Source organism: Streptomyces sp. McG3 (assembly GCF_018619185.1).
Taxonomy (GTDB): domain Bacteria; phylum Actinomycetota; class Actinomycetes; order Streptomycetales; family Streptomycetaceae; genus Streptomyces.
In genome coordinates this window covers 1-21284 of the sequence record NZ_JAAXYC010000066.1, presented here as the reverse complement: position 1 = coordinate 21284, position 21284 = coordinate 1, and the positions used below count along the sequence as shown (strand labels likewise).

General features: G+C 71.7%; 9 protein-coding genes. 6 read left to right on the top strand and 3 right to left on the bottom strand.

All coding sequences use genetic code 11. The features are described 5' to 3' along the window. Window positions 1-21: 21 nt before the first annotated feature. On the bottom strand, window positions 22-495 hold the full coding sequence (locus HET64_RS13825; protein WP_215105309.1) for a MarR family winged helix-turn-helix transcriptional regulator: 474 nt from the start codon (window positions 493-495) through the stop codon (window positions 22-24). Between the two features lie 176 nt (window positions 496-671). Then, on the bottom strand, window positions 672-1826 hold the full coding sequence (locus HET64_RS13820; protein ID WP_308370031.1) for an acyl-CoA dehydrogenase family protein: 1155 nt from the start codon (window positions 1824-1826) through the stop codon (window positions 672-674). A gap of 408 nt (window positions 1827-2234) precedes the next feature. Between HET64_RS13820 and HET64_RS13815 the strand changes: the two genes are divergently transcribed. Together HET64_RS13815 and HET64_RS13810 are read left to right on the top strand one after the other, a co-directional pair. Beyond that, window positions 2235-3179: a hypothetical protein gene (locus HET64_RS13815; protein WP_215105305.1), complete on the top strand. Its 945-nt coding sequence runs from the start codon at window positions 2235-2237 to the stop codon at window positions 3177-3179. Window positions 3180-3193: 14 nt separating this feature from the next. After that, complete coding sequence (locus tag HET64_RS13810; protein ID WP_215105303.1) at window positions 3194-3700, top strand: abscisic acid-deficient protein Aba4 family protein; 507 nt, start codon at window positions 3194-3196, stop codon at window positions 3698-3700. 79 nt (window positions 3701-3779) lie between these two features. Here HET64_RS13810 and HET64_RS13805 read toward each other — a convergent pair whose 3' ends face one another. Then, window positions 3780-4169, bottom strand: a complete 390-nt coding sequence (locus HET64_RS13805; RefSeq protein WP_215105301.1) for a DUF4440 domain-containing protein — start codon at window positions 4167-4169, stop codon at window positions 3780-3782. Window positions 4170-4347: 178 nt separating this feature from the next. Between HET64_RS13805 and HET64_RS13800 the strand changes: the two genes are divergently transcribed. The 4 genes from HET64_RS13800 to HET64_RS13785 all read left to right on the top strand — a co-directional run. After that, window positions 4348-5946: an aminotransferase class III-fold pyridoxal phosphate-dependent enzyme gene (locus tag HET64_RS13800; protein ID WP_215105298.1), complete on the top strand. Its 1599-nt coding sequence runs from the start codon at window positions 4348-4350 to the stop codon at window positions 5944-5946. Beyond that, a complete protein-coding gene (locus HET64_RS13795) occupies window positions 5946-7199 on the top strand; it encodes a CdaR family transcriptional regulator (RefSeq protein ID WP_215105296.1) in 1254 nt (417 codons plus the stop codon). Before HET64_RS13800 ends, HET64_RS13795 begins: the two co-directional genes overlap by 1 nt. A 56-nt stretch (window positions 7200-7255) precedes the next feature. Next, a complete protein-coding gene (locus HET64_RS13790; protein WP_215105294.1) occupies window positions 7256-15562 on the top strand; it encodes an SDR family NAD(P)-dependent oxidoreductase in 8307 nt (2768 codons plus the stop codon). 5 nt (window positions 15563-15567) lie between these two features. Then, window positions 15568-21284, top strand: a 5717-nt coding sequence (locus tag HET64_RS13785; RefSeq protein ID WP_374105558.1) for a beta-ketoacyl synthase N-terminal-like domain-containing protein, incomplete at its 3' end; no start/stop codon positions are given.

The window sequence follows — 21284 nt, the reverse complement described above, 5'->3', positions numbered from 1 at the left end:
ACACTCCTGACCTGCGGGTCTTCAACGTGCAGAGCGCCTCCTGGGGGGCCGTTCGGCCGTCACGACCGGCTCCGGGGAGCGGCCTTCGACGAGCTTGGAGAGCGAGCGGAGGAAGGGCTCGCGGTCCGCCTCCGGCAGTCTGCCGAGCACCGCTTCGTAGAGTTCGCCCAGGACGGGCTCGGCGGTCGCGATCAGTTCGCGGCCCTCGTCGGTGACATCGACCACGCGCGCCCTGCGGTCCTTCTCCGACGGCTTGCGCGTCGCGAGGCCGCTCCGCTCCAGCGCGTCGAGCGTGTGGACCATCGTGGACTTGTCGAGGCAGGCGAGCTCCGCGAGCTCACCTTGGGTCTTGCCGTTGCCGTCTGCACACATCAGCACGCTCACCACACGCAGCGATGTGCCCATCTCCTCCAGCCGCCTGGCTGCTTCGAGTTCGATGTCCCGGCCGAGCAGCTGCAACTGCACCACCAGGTCACTAGTCGTTTGTGCGCTCATTGCGCCAGCGTACCTAACTAGTGGATTACGAAACTATCCACGAGTGTCATTTTCAGGCGCGGCCCGAGCTCCCGAGAGAGTCCACGAAGCCCCGGTGGCAACTCGGGCCACACGTGACTCAGCAGGCACAGCGCCGGTGGGGCTGTGCCTGCTGGGACGTCACACGGGCGAGAGGGTCAGAGGGCGATGGAAGCCAGCGGAGCCCGGCCCAGCAGCGCGGTGCCGTAGTCCTCCAGCGCGATGAACGGGTTCAGCGTCCAGTGCCTGCTGCCGGTCTCGAAGTCACGGAAGTAGCGCTGGAGCGGGTTCGCGCTGGCGAAGCCGCCCGCGCCGCCCAGGTCCATGACCTTGCTCAGGCCCTGGCGGGCCTCGCGGACCGCGCTCGCGACGTACATACGGATCCGGGTCCGCTCCTCGTCGGAGAGTTCGACGTGCTGCTCCAGCGCGGGCTCCAGCTGGTCGACGGCGAGCCACAGGTGCTGCCACGCCACGTCGATGTGGTGGGTCGCCTCGGCCAGCCACGCGCGGGCGCCCGGGGAGTCGGCGACGGCGCCGTGCGTCGTGTGGAACACGGGCTTGCCCTTGTCGAACGACTCCTTGATCAGGTCGAGCGCGCCCTGGGCGGCACCCACCAGCGGGGCCAGCACGTTGGCGGACGCGGTCAGGGTGTGGGTCGACGTCCCCATGCCCTCGGGGGCACCGGTCTCGGGGTCGATCGCGTGGTAGGCCACGTGCTCGTCCGCCACGAACAGGTCCTTCGTCACCACGGTGTTGCTGCCCGTGCCGCGCATGCCCGCGACGTCCCACACCTCCTTGATCTCGGCCTCGGCGGTGCGCACCAGGACCGAGGCGAGCGCCATCTGGGGCTCACCGTCGGCGGTGACGGAGTTCAGCAGAACCAGGGTGTAGTCCGAGTGCAGACAGCCCGACGCGAACGCGGTGTCGGCGGTCAGCCGGTAGCCGCCGTCGGCCTTGGCCGCGACGCCGCCGACGCCGGCGTTCGCGATGCTGACATCGGGGTCGGCGGCGTAGATCCCGGCGACCACGTCCTCCGGGAACATGCCCTGGAGCAGGCCCCGCCCCGCGGAGTTGACCATCAGCAGCCACCCCGTGGAGGGGCAGCCGCGGGCCAGTTCGGCGGCCACACCGACCTCCGCGCGCAGGCCGAGGCCCAGCCCTCCCATGCTCCGCGGCGTCGGGATGCGGAACAGCCCGGCGTCCCGCAGCGCCGCGATGTTCTCCGGCACGGCCGCGTTGGCCTGCTCGGTCTTCTCCGCGTTCGCACGCAGCAGCGGAACGAGACCACGTGCCCGCTCGATGACGTCGTCCACAGAGAGCGAACCCTCATCCTTCACAGCTGACGACACTGTTCTGCTCCTCACTCGTCGTGCGTTTCGACCTGCCCCGCCAGTGAACGGCATGTTTCCGGCAGGCGCATTGCGCTCACGGCACAAGACGGGCGCGGGAATTTGGGACTCGTACCAATACGGTGCTTGAGCAGTCTCTATACGCTCGATGCACATCATTTCTCGGAGGGAAGTGGGCATGAGCGTCCCAGGGAACGCGAACGAATTTCGCAGGATGCTCCGGAATACGGCCCTCGGCGCCACTTCGAGGTGCTCGGCCGGCGGGCCGCTGAACCGCTGCCGCCACCGGTACGGGTCGTTCGCACCGGCCCCGCCCTCGGCCAGGCCGACGGCACCTGGGCGGGCACTCACCCCACACGAAGGAGCAAGGCCGTGCGCGCTTTAGTCCGCTGGCATCCGGCACTCATGATCACCGCCGGATCGATGGTCGTGGTCAGCCTGTTCCACGCCGTCGGGATCGTGGTCGACGACCGGATGTACGGGCAGTCGCCGGCCTGGATCAAGCCGCTCAAGTTCAGCCTGTCGTTCATCGTCTACACCGCCTGGCTCGGGGCGCTGGTCCATCTGCTGGAGAAGACGTCCGGGTCGCTCGAACGCAGAGCCAGGAAGTTCGGCAACTGGATCGTGATCGCGGTCTGGGCCGAGATGTTCTTCCTCGACCTCCAGACGATCCGCGGCACGACCGTCCATTTCAACTTCCGTACGGTCCTCGACGCGGTGATCTTCGAGTCGGTCGGCGCCATCGCGACGACCCTCGTCGTGATCAACCTGCTCCTCGTGGCGGTGGTGCTCAAGAAGCGCGCCGCCGCTCCCCCCGTACTGCTCGCGTTGAAGATCGGTACGTGGCTGCTGGTGGCCAGCTCACTCGTGGGCATCTACATGGCCTTCCCCACGGAGCCGGGCGGCTGGTCCAACGACGTCGTGGGCGCCCACTCCGTCGGCGCGGACATCGACCACGACGTCACGCCGGTCATCTTCTGGGCCGCGGAGGGCGGTGACCTGCGTGTCTCGCACTTCATCGGGCTGCACGCCTTCCAGCTCCTGCCGCTGATCGCCATGTTCCTCAGCCGCTGGGTCGACCGCCGCATGGTCTGGGTGCTCGGTGCCGGCTACACCGCCGTCTTCCTTCTCTCGCTGGTGCAGGCGCTGGCCGGCGAGGCGCCGTTCGAGCCCAGCGCACCCACGCTCATCGCGGGCGGCGCTGTCCTGGCCGGCACCCTCGCCGGGGTCGTCTGGGCCCGCCGCAATCCGTCCGACGCTCCCCCGATATCACCCGCGCCCGAGCGAGCGGCCGAACCCGAGTCCGTCAACCTCTAACGGAGATCCCCAACATGTCCTTCAACGACTTCATCATTCCGGCGCTCCAGGCGGTCACCATCCCGATGTGGGTGCTGATGATCGTCGCTCCCCAGTGGCACGTGACCAAGAAGATCACCGTCCCGATCGCCGTGGTGCCCACCCTGGCCGGCGCCGTGGGCTACCTCATCACCGAGCTGCCCGCACTGACGAAGGTCCTCTTCGGGTCGACGACCGCGCCGTTCGCCAACTACGAGGGCCTGGTCGAGTTCTTCGCGATCCAGAACATCCAGATCGGCGCCTGGCTCGCGATCGTCGCGCTCGACCTGTTCACCGCGATGTGGATGTTCCAGCGCCTGCACGACCTGAAGGCCAAGACGTCGCTGATCAGTGTGCTGGCGCTCGTGGTGTTCCTGTTCCCCCAGTTCTGCCTGCTCCTGTTCCTGGTCGTCGTCCGGCCGATCCTGCGGCGCCGTCAGCAGCAGGAGGAGGCGGCCGCCTCCGCCGACACCGAGCAGAAGGTTCCCGCCACCGTCTTCTGACCCACCCGCACTCCACACGCCGAACGGAGAAGGGACCGGATCACTCCGGTCCCTTCTCCGTTTCTTCGTGCGGGGCGGTTCAGGCGGTGAGTTCCGTGCCGTAGTGGTTGTCGATGCCGTAGCGCCACTCACCGTTCTCGTCCTTGATCGCGACGTCCGTCGCGACGCCCTCCTTCTTCGAGGTCACGCCGTCCGCGGTCGTCGACAGCGTGTAGTTCACGATCATGAGCGCGACATCACCCGCCCGGTAGGCGTGCTGGACGTCGACCGTCAGCACGGGGGCCAGGTCGGCGAAGTACTGCTTGATGCCCGCCTTCATCTCCTCGTTCTTCTGGAGCGCGTAACCGGGTTCGAGAACCAGCGCCGCGTCGTCGGCGTAGAAGTCGTAAAGGTTTTCCGTGTCGTGTGCGTTGAAGAGGGCCGCGTACTTGCCGGCGATCTTGTTCCAGAATGCAAGGTCCTCGGACACGCATTTCTCCTTCATGTGAAAAGAACTGAAGAGAACTAGGGGCGCGACCATACAAGCGCACTCCTTCTCACCCATTTCTCATCCCCGTCTAATCGGGGCGGATTAGATCCGGATTAGCTGTGAGTGAAACGGCACGCTCAACACTGTCTGGACATACCACGGCGAGAAATGAGGCACGATGGCACCCGAGGCGCAGGAACTCGTGGACGGCACCCTCCACCAGAACATCTCCGGGATCGGACTCGACCCCACGTACGTGCGCGCGGAGGGCAACAGCCTCTGGGCGGCCGCCCACGACGGGTCCGAGACGGAGATCGTCGACTTCGTCTGCGGTTACGGTTCGCTGCTGCTCGGCCACAACAACCCCGAGATCGTCGCCTACGCGACCGAGGTGCTGAACGCGCGGACGCCGATCCACTCCCAGTTCTCGCGCCGCCCCGAGGCGAACAGGGTGACCGAGGTCCTCAACCGGATCGCCCAGCGCGAGTTCGGCACGGCCGACACCTACTTCGGCGTGTTCGCCAACACCGGCGCCGAGGCCATCGAGGCCGCCGTCAAACACGCCGAGCTGGACCGGGGCATGCGCGTGACGGCGCTCCTCGCACAGGTCACGGTCCACACGGAGCAGGCGCGAGCCGCGGTCGCGTCCGGTGCGGCGACCGTCGACGCCGCCGCGCTCACCCGGCTCGGCGGCACGGGCCAGGGCGATCCGGCCGGCGACCTGGAGGCGCTGCTCGCCGAGGTGGAGGCGCACAACGCGCGCACGCTGTCCCGGGCTCCGGTGTTCTTCACGCTGGAGGGCGGCTTCCACGGCAAGCTCGCCGCGAGCATCCAGCTCACGCACAACCCGGCCTTCCGGACGCCGTTCACCTCGCTCGCCACGAACGCCCGCTTCGTGCCGGTCAACTCGGCCGCCGCGGTGCGCCCCGCGTTCGAGGCCGCGCGCGCCACGGTGCTCGACCTGATCGTGACCGACGGCACGGTCGGGGTCACCGACATCCCGGCCCCGGTGTACGGCGCCTTCTTCGTCGAGCCGATCCAGGGCGAGGGCGGCATCGTGCCGCTCGCACCGGAGTTCGCGAAGGAGATCGCCGCGGTCAGCGCGGAGTTCGACTGCCCCGTCGTGGTCGACGAGATCCAGTCCGGCAGCGGCCGCACCGGGGCGTTCTTCGCCGGTGCGCAGCTCGGACTTCAGGGCGACTACATCGCGCTGGCCAAGAGCATCGCGGGCGGTGTGGCGAAACTGTCGGTGCTGCTGGTCCGGGAGTCCCGCTACCGCCCCGAGTTCGAGCTGCTGCACAGTTCGACGTTCGCCAAGGACGGGTTCTCCACGCTCATCGCGCAGAAGACGCTGGAGATCATGGAGCGGGACGGTGGCGCGGTCTACCGCAGGGCCGCCGAGCGCGGTGCCCGCCTCCTCGATGTACTCGAATCGCTGCGGGCCGACTTCCCGGACGTGATCAAGGATGTCCGCGGCCGCGGCCTGCTGCTGGGCCTGGAACTGCACGACCAGTCCGGCTCGGCCTCGCCCAACATCGCCGGCGCCCAGGCGGGCGGTGTCTTCGGCTACTTGGTGAGCGGGTTCCTGCTGCACCGGCACACCGTGCGCGTCCTGCCGACCTCCAGCGCGCCGAACACGCTGCGGCTCCAGCCTTCGGTCGACCTCACCGACGCCCAGATCGACCGGCTCGACGCCGGGCTGCGTGCGGCGTGCGCGGCGCTGCGCACGGCCGACGAGGCGACGCTGCTGGGCTTCCTCGGCACGAGGGCGTTCTGATGGCGCAGCTCCAGCTGCTGCCCCCGCACGACGAGGCTCCCACCGCCGGCGCGACCTCCGAGGCCCTGCGCCAGGAGGTCACCGCCCACTGTGGCAACGATGCCACCGCGTGGGCCGTGCAGACCTCGGCGGGCCTCTGCCCGGACGGACAGGACGCTCTGCCGGAGCTGGTGGCCCTGTCCGTCACGTTCCGGCTGCACCACAGGAAGGGGCTGCCCGCCTCCGTGGTCGCCGAGGCCGAGTCGCTGGTGCGCACCCAGGTCGAGCGCGGCTTCGATCTCGCGCACGGACTCGGCCTGATCCGGTCGGCGCACGGGCGCATCGCGTCCGCGGTGCTGGCGGCGTGCGCGCGGATCGAGGACCCGGACGAGCGCACCGCCGCGATGACCGGGACGGCGTCCCTGGTGTTCGACGCGGTGGACGAGCTGTCCCGGCTGGTGTCGGACCGGTTCGCCGCCGAGCGGGAACGCTGGCTCGCCGGTCCCGCCGCCGAACAGCGCGCCGTCGTGCTCTCCCTCGTCCGCGGCGAGTCCGTGGACGTGGAACGGGCGGCCCGCAAGCTCTGCTACGACCTGCGCCAGAACCACGTGGCGCTGGTGCTGTGGGCCGAGCGGGACTCCGGTGCGCAGGAGCTGCCGAGGACGGCGGCCCGGCTGTTCAACCGTCTGGGCTGCCGGTCGACGCTGCTCGTGCCGATGGGCGGCGACGGGCTGTGGGCGTGGGGTCTGCGGCCCAACGGTGACACGGAAGAGCTCGCGCCGCTGCTCGCCGCCGACCCCGCCGTGCAGGTGGCGGTGGGTCTGCCGAGTACGGGTCTCGCCGGATTCCGCACCTCGCACGAGCAGGCGATGGCCGCGGCCCAGCTCGGTCTGCGGTCAGCGACGACCGGCCGCGTACACACCTATCGGGAGCTGGAGTTGGGGGCGCTGCTCGCGCGGGACGAGCAGGCCGCCGCCGACTTCGTCTGCCGGGAGCTGGGTGGGCTGGGCGACGACTCGCCGTCGGCGGGAGCCCTGCGCGCCACCCTCAAGTGCTACCTCGACCACGACCGGAGCGTCGCGACCGTGGCCCAGCGGCTGCACATCGCCAAGAACACCGTGCTGTACCGCATCAAGCGGGCCGAGCAGGTACGCGGCCGCCCGCTCGGCGACAACCGGCTCCAGTTGCACACCGCCCTGTACCTGGCGGAGACGTTCGGGGTGTCCCGGCCGGCGGTACAGCCGGGTGTGGCGCCGGCCGTGCGCACGGCCTGAGACCGGACCGTCGCACCCCCACCAACTGTCTGACCTCACTACACAGCGGGGAAGTCATGAACACCTTCGAGCACGCATCCAGCAATGCCGTCGCCGTCGTCGGCCTGTCGTGCCGCCTGCCGGGCGCGCCGGACACGCCGTCGTTCTGGCGGCTGCTGTCGTCGGGCACGAGCGCGATCACGGAATCCTCCCGGTTCGGCGAAGCGGGCCCGATGCGCTGGGGCGGATTCCTCCCGGACGACGAGGTGGGCGGCTTCGACGCGGAGTTCTTCGGCATTTCGCCGAAGGAGGCCGCGGCGATGGACCCGCAGCAGCGGCTGCTGCTCGAACTCGGGTGGGAGGCGCTGGAGGACGCCGGGTTCGTGCCGGCCGACCTGCGCGGTGAGCACCTCGGGGTGTTCGTGGGGGCGATGGCCTCCGACTACGCGACGATCGCGGCCAGGGCGGGTGTGGTGTCGCGGCACTCGCTCACGGGCCTCAACCGCGGTCTGCTCGCCAACCGGCTGTCGTACGTGCTCGGTCTGCGCGGGCCCAGCCTCGCCGTCGACACGGGGCAGTCGTCCTCGCTGGTCGCGGTGCACCTGGCGTGCGAGAGCCTGCGCTCCGGTGAGTCCGAGGTCGCCCTCGCCGCCGGCGTCAATCTGATCCTCACGCCGCAGAGCACGGTGGAGGCCGAACGGTTCGGCGCGCTCAGCGCGGACGGCCGCAGCTTCACGTTCGACGCCCGCGCCAACGGTTACGTGCGGGGCGAGGGTGGTGCGGTGCTGGTCCTCAAGTCGCTGGCCGCGGCGCGGCGGGACGGTGACACCGTCTACGCGGTGATCCGCGGCAGCGCGGTCAACAACGACGGCCCCGCGGCGACGCTGACCACGCCGAGCCGGAACGCGCAGGAGGCCGTGGTCACCGCGGCGCACCGCCGCGCGGGCACCGCACCGGACGAGGTCGGCTATGTCGAGCTGCACGGCACGGGTACCCCGGTCGGCGATCCGATCGAGGCGCACGCGCTCGGCGCGACACTCGGCCGGGGGCGGACCGAGCCCCTGCGGGTCGGCTCGGTCAAGACCAACATCGGCCACCTCGAAGGCGCCGCGGGCATCGCGGGGCTGCTGAAGGCCGTGCTGGCGCTGCACCACGGCGCGGTGCCGCCGAGCCTGAACTTCGTGACGCCGAACCCGGCGATCCCGCTGGACGAGCTGAACCTCTCCGTACAGCAGCACCTGGAGGAGGTCGGACCGACCGTCGCCGGGGTGTCGTCGTTCGGCGTCGGCGGCACGAACTGCCACGTGGTGCTCGCCACCGCGGAGCAGCGGCCGAGGGAGCCGCGCCCGTCCGCCGCGGACGGTCCGCTGCCCTGGGTGCTGTCCGCGCGCACCGAACAAGGACTGCGCGACCAGGCGGCACGCCTGCACGAACGGGTCACCGCACCGGACGCGCCCGCCGACGACGACATCGCGTTCTCGCTCGCCACCGGCCGTACGCACTTCCCGTACCGCGCCGCCGTGCTCTCCGGACACGCCGAGGGGCTGCTCGGGTTGCGGGACGGCGGCCTGTCGGCGGATCTGGTGAGGGGCAGGGCCGCAGCGGTCGGCAGGACCGTGATGGTCTTCCCCGGCCAGGGCTCGCAGTGGGCGGGCATGGCAGCCGAACTCATCGCCACCTCACCGGTGTTCGCGGCGAAGATCCACGAGTGCGCCGAGGTGATCGACCCGCTGGTCGGGTGGTCCCTGGTCGACGTGTTGCGGGAGGAGCCGGGCAGTCCTTCGCTGGAGCGCGACGACGTGGTGCAGCCCGCGCTGTTCGCCGTCATGGTCGCGTTCGCCGCGCTGTGGCAGGCGGCGGGCGTCCGGCCCGACGCGGTCATCGGCCACTCGCAGGGCGAGATGGCGGCGGCGCACGTCGCCGGGGCACTGTCGTTGCGGGACGCCGCGACGCTGGTCGTGCGCCGTGCCCAGCAGGTGGTCCGGATTCCCCGCGCGGGCGGACTGCTGTCCGTTCCGCTGCCGGTCGCCCAGGTCCGCGAGCACATCGGGGCCTGGCCGGACCGTCTCGGCGTCGGGGCCGTCAACGGGCCCTCCGCGACCATCGTCTCCGGTGAGCTCGACGCGTTGCGGGAGTTGGAGAACACCTACCTCGCCGACGGGGTGAAGGCCCGCGTGGTGCCGATCAACTACGCCTCGCACTCGCCGCTGGTCGAGGACATCCGCGAGGACGTGCTGCGCGCCGCGGCGGACGTCGGGCCGCGGCGGACCGATGTGGCGTTCTACTCCACGGTGTCGGGTGCTCTGCTCCCCGACACGTCCGTTCTGGACGCGGAGTACTGGTACAGCAACCTGCGGCAGGCGGTCGAGTTCGACCGGGCGGTGCGCGCCGCCTTCGCCGACGGCCACACGACGTTCGTGGAGTGCAGCGCCCATCCCGTACTGGGGGTCGGGATCACGCAGATCCTCGAAGGCCGGGAAGCGGTGATCACGGGTACGCTCCGCCGCGACCGGGGCGGCCTGCGCCAGTTCCTCTCCTCCCTCGCCGGTGTGCACGTGGGCGGCGGTGCGGTGGACTGGGCGGCAGCGGACTGGGAGGGCCTGCTCGCCGGCCGTCCGGTGCGCCGGGTCGCCCTGCCCTCCTACGCCTTCCAGCGCGAACGCCAGTGGCTCGACGTGGAGGCCGACGGCGCCGTGCCTGCCGGCGGCCTGCGGCCCGCACCGGAGCAGGCGCCCGCCGCCGGGACCGTGCGGGCCGGGTCCGGCGGCGGCCTCACGCCCGAGCACGCGCTCGACCTGGTGCGGGGCGCGGTCGCGGTCGTGCTGGGCCACGCCTCCCCCGCGTCGGTGCCCGTGGACGCGACGTTCAAGGAGCTGGGCCTCGACTCGATCGGCGCGGTGGAGTTCGGCAAGGCGCTCGCCGGTGCGACCGGGCGGCCGACGACCTCGACGCTCACCTACGACCACCCGACGCCCGCCTCGGTGGCCGCGTACCTCACGCGCGGCGACGCCGACGAGGAGGAGTTCGCCGTGGCCGGGGCGACCGCCGATGAGCCCATCGCGATCGTGTCGGCCTCCGGCCGCTGGCCCGGTGGCGCGGACACTCCGGAGCGGCTGTGGCAGATCGCCGTCGACGGTGTCGACACGGTCGGCCCCTTCCCGGCCAACCGGGGCTGGGACCTGGACGCGCTGTACTCCCCCGACGAGCCGCGGACGGGCACCTCCTACACCGACCGGGGCGCCTTCCTGTACGGGGCGGACGAGTTCGACGGCTCGTTCTTCGGGCTGGGGCCGCGCGAGGCCACCGCGATGGATCCGCAGCAGCGGCTGCTGCTGGAATCGGCGTGGGAGGCGGTGGAGCGGGCGGGCATCGAGCCGGGTTCGCTGCGCGGCAGCCCGACGGGTGTGTTCATCGGCGTGATGCCGCAGGAGTACGGGACGCGGCTGCACCAGGCCACGGAGGAGTACGACGGGCACGCGCTGACCGGTGGTCTCACCGCGGTCGCGTCGGGCCGCCTGTCCTATGTGCTGGGTCTTGAGGGGCCCGCGATCAGCGTGGACACCGCGTGCTCGGCATCGCTGGTGTCCATGCACCTGGCGGTGCAGTCGCTGCGGCGCGGTGAGTGCGATCTCGCTCTGGCCGGTGGTGTGACGGTCATGTCGACGCCCGGCATGTTCACCGAGTTCTCCCGGCAGCGCGGGCTGGCGCGCGACGGCCGCTGCAAGCCGTTCTCGGACGCCGCCGACGGCACCGCGTGGGGCGAGGCGGCGGGCGTCGTGATGCTGGAGCGGCTGTCGGACGCCGTCCGCAACGGCCACCCCGTGCTCGCGCTGGTGCGCGGCTCGGCGATCAACCAGGACGGTGCGTCCAACGGCCTCACCGCACCGAACGGTCCGTCGCAGGAGCGGGTGATCCGCGCCTCGCTCGCCGACGCGGGACTGCGCCCTTCGGACGTGGACGCGGTCGAGGCGCACGGCACGGGAACGACGCTGGGCGACCCCATCGAGGCGCAGGCGCTCCTCGCCACGTACGGCCGCGAGCGTGACGTACCGCTGCTGCTCGGCTCGGTGAAGTCGAACATCGGCCACACGCAGGCGGCGGCGGGCGTCACCGGCGTGATCAAGATGGTGCACGCGCTGCGGAACGGCGTACTGCCGGCGACCCTGCACGTGGACGAGGTGTCCCGGCACGTCGACTGGTCGCCGGGCACCGTCTCGGTGCTGACCCGGAACACGCCCTGGCCCGACACCGGCCGGCCGCGCCGGGCCGCCGTGTCGTCGTTCGGTATCAGCGGCACGAACGCGCACCTGATTCTGGAGCAGGCTCCGGAGACCGCCCCGGTCCTCGACGCGACGGACGGCTCGGACGCGGCGGGGGCCGAGGAGACCGTGGCCGGGCCGACGGCGGTGCCCTGGGTGCTGTCGGCCGGGTCCGACGCCGCGCTGCGAGAGCAGGCCGCGCGGCTGCACGAACGGGTGCTGGGCGACCCCGGTGCGGGCATCGGGGACATCGCTGCCTCGCTCACCCGTACCCGTACGTCGTTCGACCACCGCGCGGTGGTCGTGGGCACCCGGGAGCAGCTGCTCGACGGCCTGCTCGCGGTGCGCGACGACGACGAGGAGTCCGCCGCCGTGGTGCGCGGCACGGTGGCCCCGCGCGGCCGGACCGTCTTCGTCTTCCCCGGCCAGGGTGCCCAATGGGCGGGAATGGGCCGTGAACTCCTCGACACCTCACCGGTGTTCGCCCGGGCGATCGAGCGGTGCGCGGAAGGGCTCGCGCCGCACATCGACTGGTCGCTGACCGATGTGCTGCGCGGTGAGCCGGACAGTGCGTCGCTGGAGCGCGTCGATGTGGTGCAGCCGGCGCTGTGGGCGATGAACGTGGCCCTGGCCGAGCTGTGGAAGTCCGCCGGTGTGCGGCCCGACGCGGTGATCGGCCACTCCCAGGGCGAGATCGCCGCCGCCGTCGTGGCCGGGGCGCTGTCCGTCGAGGACGGGGCGAAGACGGTCGCGCTGCGCAGCAGGGCGATCAAGCAGATCGAGGGCGGGGGCGGCATGGCCTCCGTGCCGCTGGCCGCCGACGCCGTGCGTGAGCGGCTCACGCGCTGGGGAGCACGGCTCGACGTCGCCGCGATCAACGGCCCGGCCGCCACGATCGTCTCCGGCGACGCGGACGCGCTGCGCGAGATGGTCGACGGTTTCCGTGCCGAGGGCGTGAGCGCGAAGACGATCCCGGTCAGCTACGCCTCGCACTCCTCGCACGTCGAGGCCGTGCGCGACGATCTCGCCCTGGCGCTCAAGGACATCGAACCGCGGGGCACCGGCCTGACGTTCTTCTCGACGGTGACGACGCGGCCGCTCGACACGGCGCTGATGAACGCCGACTACTGGTACGAGAACCTGCGCGAGACCGTGCGGTTCGAGGACACCGTACGGGCGGCGCTCGCGGACGGCTGCACGACGTTCGTCGAGATCAGTCCGCACCCCGTGGTGGCGGTCGGGCTCAACCAGATCACCGACGACGCGGTGATCACCGGGACGCTGCGGCGCGACAAGGGCGGCCTGGACCAGTTCTACGCCGCACTCGCGCGCGTCCATGTCACCGGGGCGCCGGTCGCGTGGGAGAACGTCGTCTCCGGCCGCACCGTCGAGCTGCCGACGTACCCGTTCCAGCGCAGGCGGTTCTGGCTCGACGCACCGGCGACGACCGGTGACGTCGGCGCGGCGGGACTTCAGGAGGCCGGGCACCCGCTGCTCGGCGCGACCGTGGAGCTCGCCGGCGACGGTGGGCTCGTGCTGACCGGCCGGGTGTCGCTCGGCGTGCACCGGTGGCTCGCGGACCACGCGGTGTTCGGCCGGCCGCTGCTGCCGGGCACCGGGTTCCTGGAGCTGGCGCTGCACGCGGCGGCGCGGGTCGGCGCCGCCGGGGTGGACGAGCTGACACTGGAGGCGCCACTGCTGCTCACCGAGGACGGCGCGGCGCAGATCCAGGTCGTGGTCGGATCGGCGGACGAGGACGAGGACGAGCAGCGCACCGTCAGCGTGTACTCCCGCGAGGCCGGCGGCGCGTGGACGCGCAACGCCCACGGCACGCTCACGACCGCGACGGACGGGGAACCGGCACCGCGTCAGGTGGAGTTGGCGGGCGCGTGGCCGCCTCCGGACGCCACAGCGGTGGACGTCGACGAGCTGTACGACCGGCTCGCGGCCCAGGGGTACGACTACGGGCCCGCGTTCCGCGGTCTGCGTGCGGTGTGGCAGCGGGGCGAGGAGATCTTCGCCGAGGTCGCGCTGCCCGAAGAGGCCCCCGGGGCCGAGGAGTTCGGCCTGCACCCGGCGCTGCTGGACGCGATGCTGCACCCGGTGGTGGGCATCGCGGTCACCGGACCGCAGGTGCGGCTGCCGTTCTCGTGGAACGGGGTGCGGCTGTACGCTCCGGGCGCCACGGACCTGCGGGTACGGATCTCACCCGCCGGGCAGGACGCGGTCACGGTCACCACGGCCACCGAGGGCGGTCTGCCGGTGGCGCACGTGGAGTCGCTGCGCCTGCTGCCGGTCTCGGCCGATCAGCTGGGAGGGGCGCGCACCACACCTCCGTACCGGCTCACCTGGTCCGAACTGCACGTCACGCCGTCCCCGGTGCCCGCCGTCGCCGTCACGGACATCGAGACGGGCTTCGCGGAGCTGACCGATGTGCCGGAGTACGTGGTGCTGGACGTGGTCCTGCGGGCGCCGGACTCCGTGGTGGCGGACACGCACCGCGTCACCGTGCTGGTCACGGAGCTGCTGCGGGAGTGGCTGGCCGACGAGCGGTTCACGGCGTCGACCCTGGTCCTCCGTACGCGCCACGCGGTCGCGACCGAAAGCCCCGTGGACGTCGCCGGCCTCACGGACCTCGTGGCCGCTCCGGTGTGGGGTCTGGTCCGCTCGGCTCAGGCGGAGCATCCGGACCGCATCGTGCTGCTCGACGCGGACGGCGATCTCGACGCCGGTCTCCTGGCGGGCGCGGTCGCGACCGGTGAGACACAGTTCGCGATCCGCGACGGCTCGGTGCTCGTACCGAGGCTGACGCAGCTGACGCCGGGGGCCCTGGCCGGGTCCGTGACGGCGCTCGACCCCGAGGGCACGGTGCTGATCACCGGAGGGACCGGTGGGCTCGGCGGGCTCGTGGCGAGGCACCTGGTGACGCGGCACGCCGTGCGGCATCTGGTGCTGACGAGCCGTCGGGGCCCGGACGTGCCGGGTGCGCGGGAGCTGGCCGACGAACTCACCGCGCTGGGTGCGCGGGTGCGGCTCGCGGCCTGCGACGCGGCCGAGGCCGACGATCTGTCCGCGCTCCTGGCGACCGTCCCGCGGGAACACCCGCTGACGGCCGTGGTGCACACGGCGGGTGTGATCGCCGACGGCACCGTGTCCTCGCTCTCGGCGGAGCGGGTGCATTCGGTGCTGCGCCCGAAGGTCGACGCCGCGTGGAACCTGCACGAGCTGACCTCGGGGCTGGACCTGTCGGCGTTCGTGCTGTTCTCCTCCGCGGTGGGCGTGGTCGGCAACCCCGGACAGGCCAACTACGGTGCGGCGAACAGCTTCCTGGACGCGCTGGCGCACCACCGCCACGCGCGGGGCCTGCCCGCGGTGTCGGCCGCGTGGGGTCTGTGGGCGGAGTCGAGCGGCATGACGTCGCACATGACCGCGACCGATGTGGAGCGCATCGGGCGGCGCGGGCTCACGCCCATGCCGACGGAGGTGGGGCTCGCCCACTTCGACGCGGCACTGTCCGGAGGGCTGCCCGCACTCGTCACGGCCCGCATCGGGACGAGGGACGTGGACACGAGCACGATCCCCGTACTCAAGGGACTCACCGGGTCCGGGCCGAAGCGGAACGCGCCGAAGCGGTCGCTGGAGACGGAACTCGTCGGGCTGGACGCGGCGGAGCAGCACGCGCTCCTGCTCGACGCGGTGCTCAGGACGGCGGCCGGCACGCTCGGCCACGACTCGGCGGACGCGATCACCGCGCACGGCGGGTTCCTGGAGCAGGGCTTCGACTCGCTCAGCGCGGTCGAGCTGCGGACCCGGCTCGGCAAGCTCGTGGACGCGAAGCTGCCGAGCACGCTCACCTTCGACTATCCGACGCCCGACGCCATCGCGGGCCATCTGCGGTCACTGCTGGTGCGGGACGGGACCGAGCGGGCCCCGGACGTGCTGGGCGAGCTGGCCCGGCTGCGGACGGTGCTGTCGGCGGTGGACGCCGAGGTGCTCGAAATGGACCGGGTGGCCGTGGTGGCGGCCCTGAACGAACTGATGGGGCTGGTGGACGTCGAGTACGCGATCGACACCCAGGGTTCCGACGAAGAGTTCTTCGCAATGATCGACAACGAGCTGGCCTGAGGGAGATTCCGGCAATGTCAGAAGAGCAGAAGCTGAGGGATTATCTCGGCCGGGTCACCGCCCAGCTGAAGCAGGCCAAGCGCACACTCCAGAACCTGGAGGCCGCACAGACCGAGCCCATCGCGATCGTGGGCATGGCCTGCCGCTACCCCGGTGGTGTGCGGTCCCCGGAGGACTTGTGGCGGCTCGTCGACTCCGGAGAGGACGCGATCTCCGAGTTCCCCGCCAACCGGGGCTGGGACCTGGACGCGTTGTTCGACACCGATCCCGACCGCAGCGGTAAGTCCTATACGCGTGAGGGCGGTTTCCTCTACGACGCGGACGAGTTCGACGCCGACTTCTTCGGTGTGTCACCCCGTGAGGCCACGGCGACCGACCCGCAGCAGCGGCTGCTCCTGGAGTCGGCGTGGCAGGTGCTGGAGAGCGCGTCGATCCGTCCGGACTCCCTGCGCGGCAGCGATACCGGCGTGTTCGTCGGTGTGATGTCGCAGGAGTACGGTCCGAGCCTGCTGCACCCGTCGGTCGACGGCACGGACGGATTCCTGCTGACCGGAAACCAGAACAGTGTCGCTTCCGGGCGCATCGCCTACACGCTCGGGTTCGAGGGTCCCGCGGTCACGGTGGACACGGCGTGCTCGTCGTCGCTGGTCGGGGTCCATCTCGCGGTGCAGGCGCTGCGCGCGGGCGAGTGCTCGCTGGCGCTGGCCGGTGGTGTCGCCGTGATGTCGACACCGGGGTTCTTCATCGAGTTCTCCCGGCAGCGCGGTCTGTCCCCGGACGGCCGGTCGAAGTCGTTCGCGGCGGCGGCGAACGGGACGGGCTGGAGCGAGGGCGTCGGCATGCTGGCGCTGGCACGGCTGTCCGACGCCGAGCGGCTCGGCTATCCGGTACTCGGTCTCGTACGGGGCAGTGCGATCAACCAGGACGGCAAGAGCAGCCAGCTCAGCGCACCGAACGGACCGGCGCAGCAACGGGTGATGCGGCAGGCGCTGACCTCCGCCCGGCTGACTCCGTCGGATGTGGATGTCGTGGAGGCGCACGGCACCGGGACGGTCCTGGGGGACCCGATCGAGGCGCAGGCCGTCATCGCGGCCTACGGCCAGGACCGGGAATCCCCGCTGTGGCTGGGCTCGCTGAAGTCGAACATCGGCCATACGCAGGCGGCTGCCGGTGTCGGCGGCATCATCAAGATGGTCATGGCGATGCGCCACGGCGTGCTGCCCCGGACGCTGCACGTGGACGAGCCGACCCCGCACGTCGACTGGTCGGCGGGCTCCGTCGAGCTGTTGACCGAGGCCCGGCCGTGGCCCGAGCTGGAGCGGCCGCGGCGGGCAGCCGTGTCGTCGTTCGGCATCTCCGGTACGAACGCGCACGTCGTCCTGGAAGCGGTGCCGGCCGCGGAGCCCGCGGAGCCCGTCGTGGCGGCGCCGGTCCGGGTGCCGTACCTGGTGTCGGCCAAGACGCCCGACGCGCTGCGGGCGCAGATCGGCAGGCTCCGGCACCACCTCGACCAGCACACGGGGCTGTCGCCCGCCGACGTCGGTCTCTCCCTCGCCGAGCGCACCCAGTTCACGCACCGGGCGGCGCTTCTCGGTGACACGACGCTGGCCGAGGGCCAGGCGGGCCGCGGGGGTCTGGCGTTCCTGTTCACGGGGCAGGGCTCGCAGCGCGCCGGCATGGGCCACGAGCTCCACGAGACCTATCCCGTGTTCCGTGAGGCCCTGGACGCCGCACTCGTAGCACTCGGCATCCAGGACGAGTACTTCACCGGCGACCTCAACCGCACCCGCCTGACGCAACCAGCGCTGTTCGCGTTGGAGACCGCCCTCTTCCGCCTCTACGAGTCCTGGGGCATCACCCCGGACCACCTGGTCGGCCACTCCATCGGCGAGATCACCGCCGCCCACGTCGCCGGCATCCTCACCCTCGACGACGCCGCACGACTCGTCACCGCCCGCGCCACCCTCATGGACGCCCTCCCCCACACCGGCACCATGACCGCCATCGAAGCCACCGAAGAAGAAATCACCCCCCACCTCACCGACGGCGTGAGCATCGCCGCCATCAACGGACCCACCTCCGTCGTCATCTCCGGCGACACCGACGCCACCGACAAGATCACCGAGCACTTCCGCGAACAAGGACACCGCACCAAACAACTCACCGTCAGCCACGCCTTCCACTCGCACCACATGGACGCGATGCTCGACGACTTCCGCACCGTGGCCCGTACCCTCACCTACTCCGCACCCCGGATCCCGGTCGTCTCGACCGTGGCCGTCGACAGCGACCTGACCTCGCCCGACTACTGGGTCACCCAGATCCGCGAGGCCGTGCGCTTCCACCACGCCGTCCAGGAGCTGGAAACGCGCGGCGTCACCACGTTCATCGAACTCGGCCCCGACGGTGTGCTGACCGCCCAGGCCCAGCAGTCCGCCGACGGTGTGTACGCGGCGGCGCTGCGGTCGGGGCAGGACGAGGTCACCAGTGTGCTGACCGCGCTGGGCACCGCCTACACCCAGGGCCGGATCCCCGACGCGCGGGCGCTGTACGGCGACGCGCACCGCACCGAGCTGCCGACGTACGCGTTCCAGCGGCAGCGGTACTGGCTCACCGCGGGCGCGACGAGCACCGACGCGACCGACCTGGGACAGACGCCCACCGGGCACCCGCTGCTGAGCAGTGTCCTGCGGCCCGCGGACAGCGACACCGTGCTGTTCACCGGCAGGTTGACTCCCGGTACGTGGCTGGACGACCACACCGTGCTCGGCACAGCGATCGTGCCCGGCGCCGCGCTGGTCGACCTCGCCCTCCACGCGGCCGGGGAGACCGGGTTCGGCACGCTGGACGAGTTGGTCATCGAGGCCCCGATGGTGCTCACCGAGGCCGTCCAGGTACAGGTCAAGGTCGTCGACGACGCCGTGACGATCCACTCCCGCACCGACGGCGACTGGACCCTCCACGCCACCGGCACCCTGTCGAACTCCACCGTGCCCCGGGCCGACCTGGCCTGGCCGCCCGCCGCCGAGCCGATCGACGTGGACGAGATGTACGCGGCGCTGGGAGCGGCCGGGCTCCAGTACGGCCCCGCCTTCCGCAACGTCACCGCTGCCTGGCGCACCGCGACGGCCGTGTTCGCCGAGGTCTCGGTGGAGAAGCACGATTTTGGCGTGCACCCCGCGCTGCTCGACGCCGCTCTGCACCCGCTGGCCTCGACGGCCGACGCGCTCGCCCTCCCGTTCGCCTGGCAGGGCATTCGGCTGCACTCCCCCGGTGCCACCGCGCTGCGGGTCCGCATCGACCTCGGGACGAACGCGGTGCACGCCGTCGACGCCGAGGGCGCGCCCGTACTGACCGTCTCGTCGCTCGCGACGCGTCCGGTGACCGCGGACCAGCTCGCCACCCGCACCGACGGCCTCTACGAGAGGACGTGGGTGCCGGTCACCCCGGTGCCCGTCCCCCACACCGTCCTCGACGTCCCGGTCGGCGACGTCCATGACGTGACGGCGCGGGTTCTGCTGGCGTTGCGGGAGAAGCTGGCCGGCGACGGGACGATCGCGGTGGTCCGGCGGGGCGACGACCTCTCGGCCGCCGCGGTCGAGGGTCTCGTGCGGTCGGCCCAGACCGAACACCCCGGCCGGCTCGTGCTGGTGGACACCGACGACAGTGTCGGCCTGTCCACGGTCGTCGGCGACGAGCCGCATGTGTCCGTCCGCGGCGGTGCGGTGCTGGCGCCGAGGCTCGCCCGCAGCACACGCCGCGGCCCCACCCCCTCGTGGGGCGGCACGGTCCTGATCACCGGTGGCGCCCTCGGCACGCTGCTGGCGCGGCACCTGGTGGAGCGGCACGGCGTACGTGACGTCGTGCTGGCGAGCCGCAGCGGCCGCGACGCGGGTCTGGCGCACGTACGCAGTGTGACCTGCGACGTCACGGACCGCGAAGCGCTGGAGACGCTGCTCGACGGCCTCCCCGGTCTGACCGCGGTCGTGCACACGGCCGGCGTCCTGGACGACGGCCCGATCGACACGCTGACCCCGCAGCGGCTGGACGCGGTCCTGCGTCCCAAGACCGCCGCGTGGCACCTGCACGACCTGACGCGCGACCGTGACCTCACGGCGTTCGTGCTGTACTCGTCGGTCGCCGGCACGTTCGGCACGGCCGGCCAGGCCAACTACGCCGCCGCGAACTCCTACCTGGACGCGCTGGCCCGGCTGCGGCACCGTGAGGGGCTGCCGGCGGTGTCGCTGGCCTGGGGCATGTGGGACGACGGCATGGCCTCGCAGCTGTCCGACGCCGACCGCGGCCGGCTCGCCCGTGAGGGCTTCCTGCCGATCACCGCCGAGCACGGCCTCGCGATGTTCGACACGGCGCTGGGCCTGTCCGTGCCCACGCTGGTCGCGTCGCCGCTGAATCCGGCGGCGTTCCGCGACGAGGTGCCCGCGCTGCTGCGCGGGCTGGTCCGCCCGGCGCGCCGGGCCGTTCCCGTCACCGATCTCGCCGGCAGGGTAGCCGGGCTGACCGAGGACGAGCAGCGTGCGCTGGTGCTGGACGTCGTGCGCGAGAACGTGGCGGCGGTGCTCGGTCACACGGACCCGGGCGCGATCGAAGCGGATGCGCAGTTCGGCGCGCTCGGCTTCGACTCGCTGATGTCGATCGAGCTGCGCAACAAGCTGAGCACGGCGACGGGCACGAAGCTGTCGGGCACGGTGATCTTCGACCATCCGACGCCCGACGCGCTGGCGGAGTTCGTACGCGTCGCCCTGACCGGCTCGCGTGTCGTCCGGGCGACGGCGGTGGCGACGACGGCGGTGACCGACGATCCGATCGCCGTGGTGGGCATGGCCTGCCGGTTCCCCGGCGGCGTGACCTCGCCCGAGGATCTGTGGCGCCTGGTCGCCGACGGGGTCGACGCGATCAGCGAGTTCCCGACCAACCGCGGCTGGCCCGACCTGTACAACCCGGACGCCGAGCGCACCGGCACGTCGTACGTGCGGCACGGCGGATTCCTGCACGCGGCCGACGAGTTCGACCCCGAGTTCTTCGGCATCTCGCCCCGCGAGGCGACGGCGATGGACCCGCAGCACCGTCTGCTGCTGGAGACCGCCTGGCACTCGCTGGAGGGCACGGGCATCGCGCCGGCCTCGCTGCGCGGTTCGCAGACCGGTGTCTACACCGGGCTGATGCACTACGACTACGCGCCGCGCGTCGGCCAGTACGCCGCCGCGATGGAGGGGTTCGTCAGTACGAGTTCAGCGGCGTCGGTCGCGTCCGGTCGCATCTCCTACACGCTGGGCCTGGAGGGTCCGGCCGTCACGATCGACACCGCGTGCTCCTCGTCCATCACGGCGACGCACCTCGCGGCGCAGGCGCTGCGTACCGGTGAGGTCTCGCTGGCACTGGCAGGTGGCGCCACGGTCATGGCCAACCCGGACGTGTTCGTGGAGTTCAGCCGTCAGCGCGGCCTGGCCCAGGACGGGCGCAGCAAACCGTTCAGCGCCGACGCGGACGGCACGAGCTGGAGCGAGGGCGCCGGAGTGCTGGTGCTGGAGCGGCTGTCCGACGCGGTGCGCAACGGGCACACCGTGCACGCCGTGATCCGTGGCTCGGCGGTCAACCAGGACGGCGCTTCCAACGGTCTGACCGCGCCCAACGGTCCGTCGCAGGAGCGGGTCATCCTCCAGGCGCTGGCCAACGCCCGCCTCGAACCCTCCGACGTGGACAT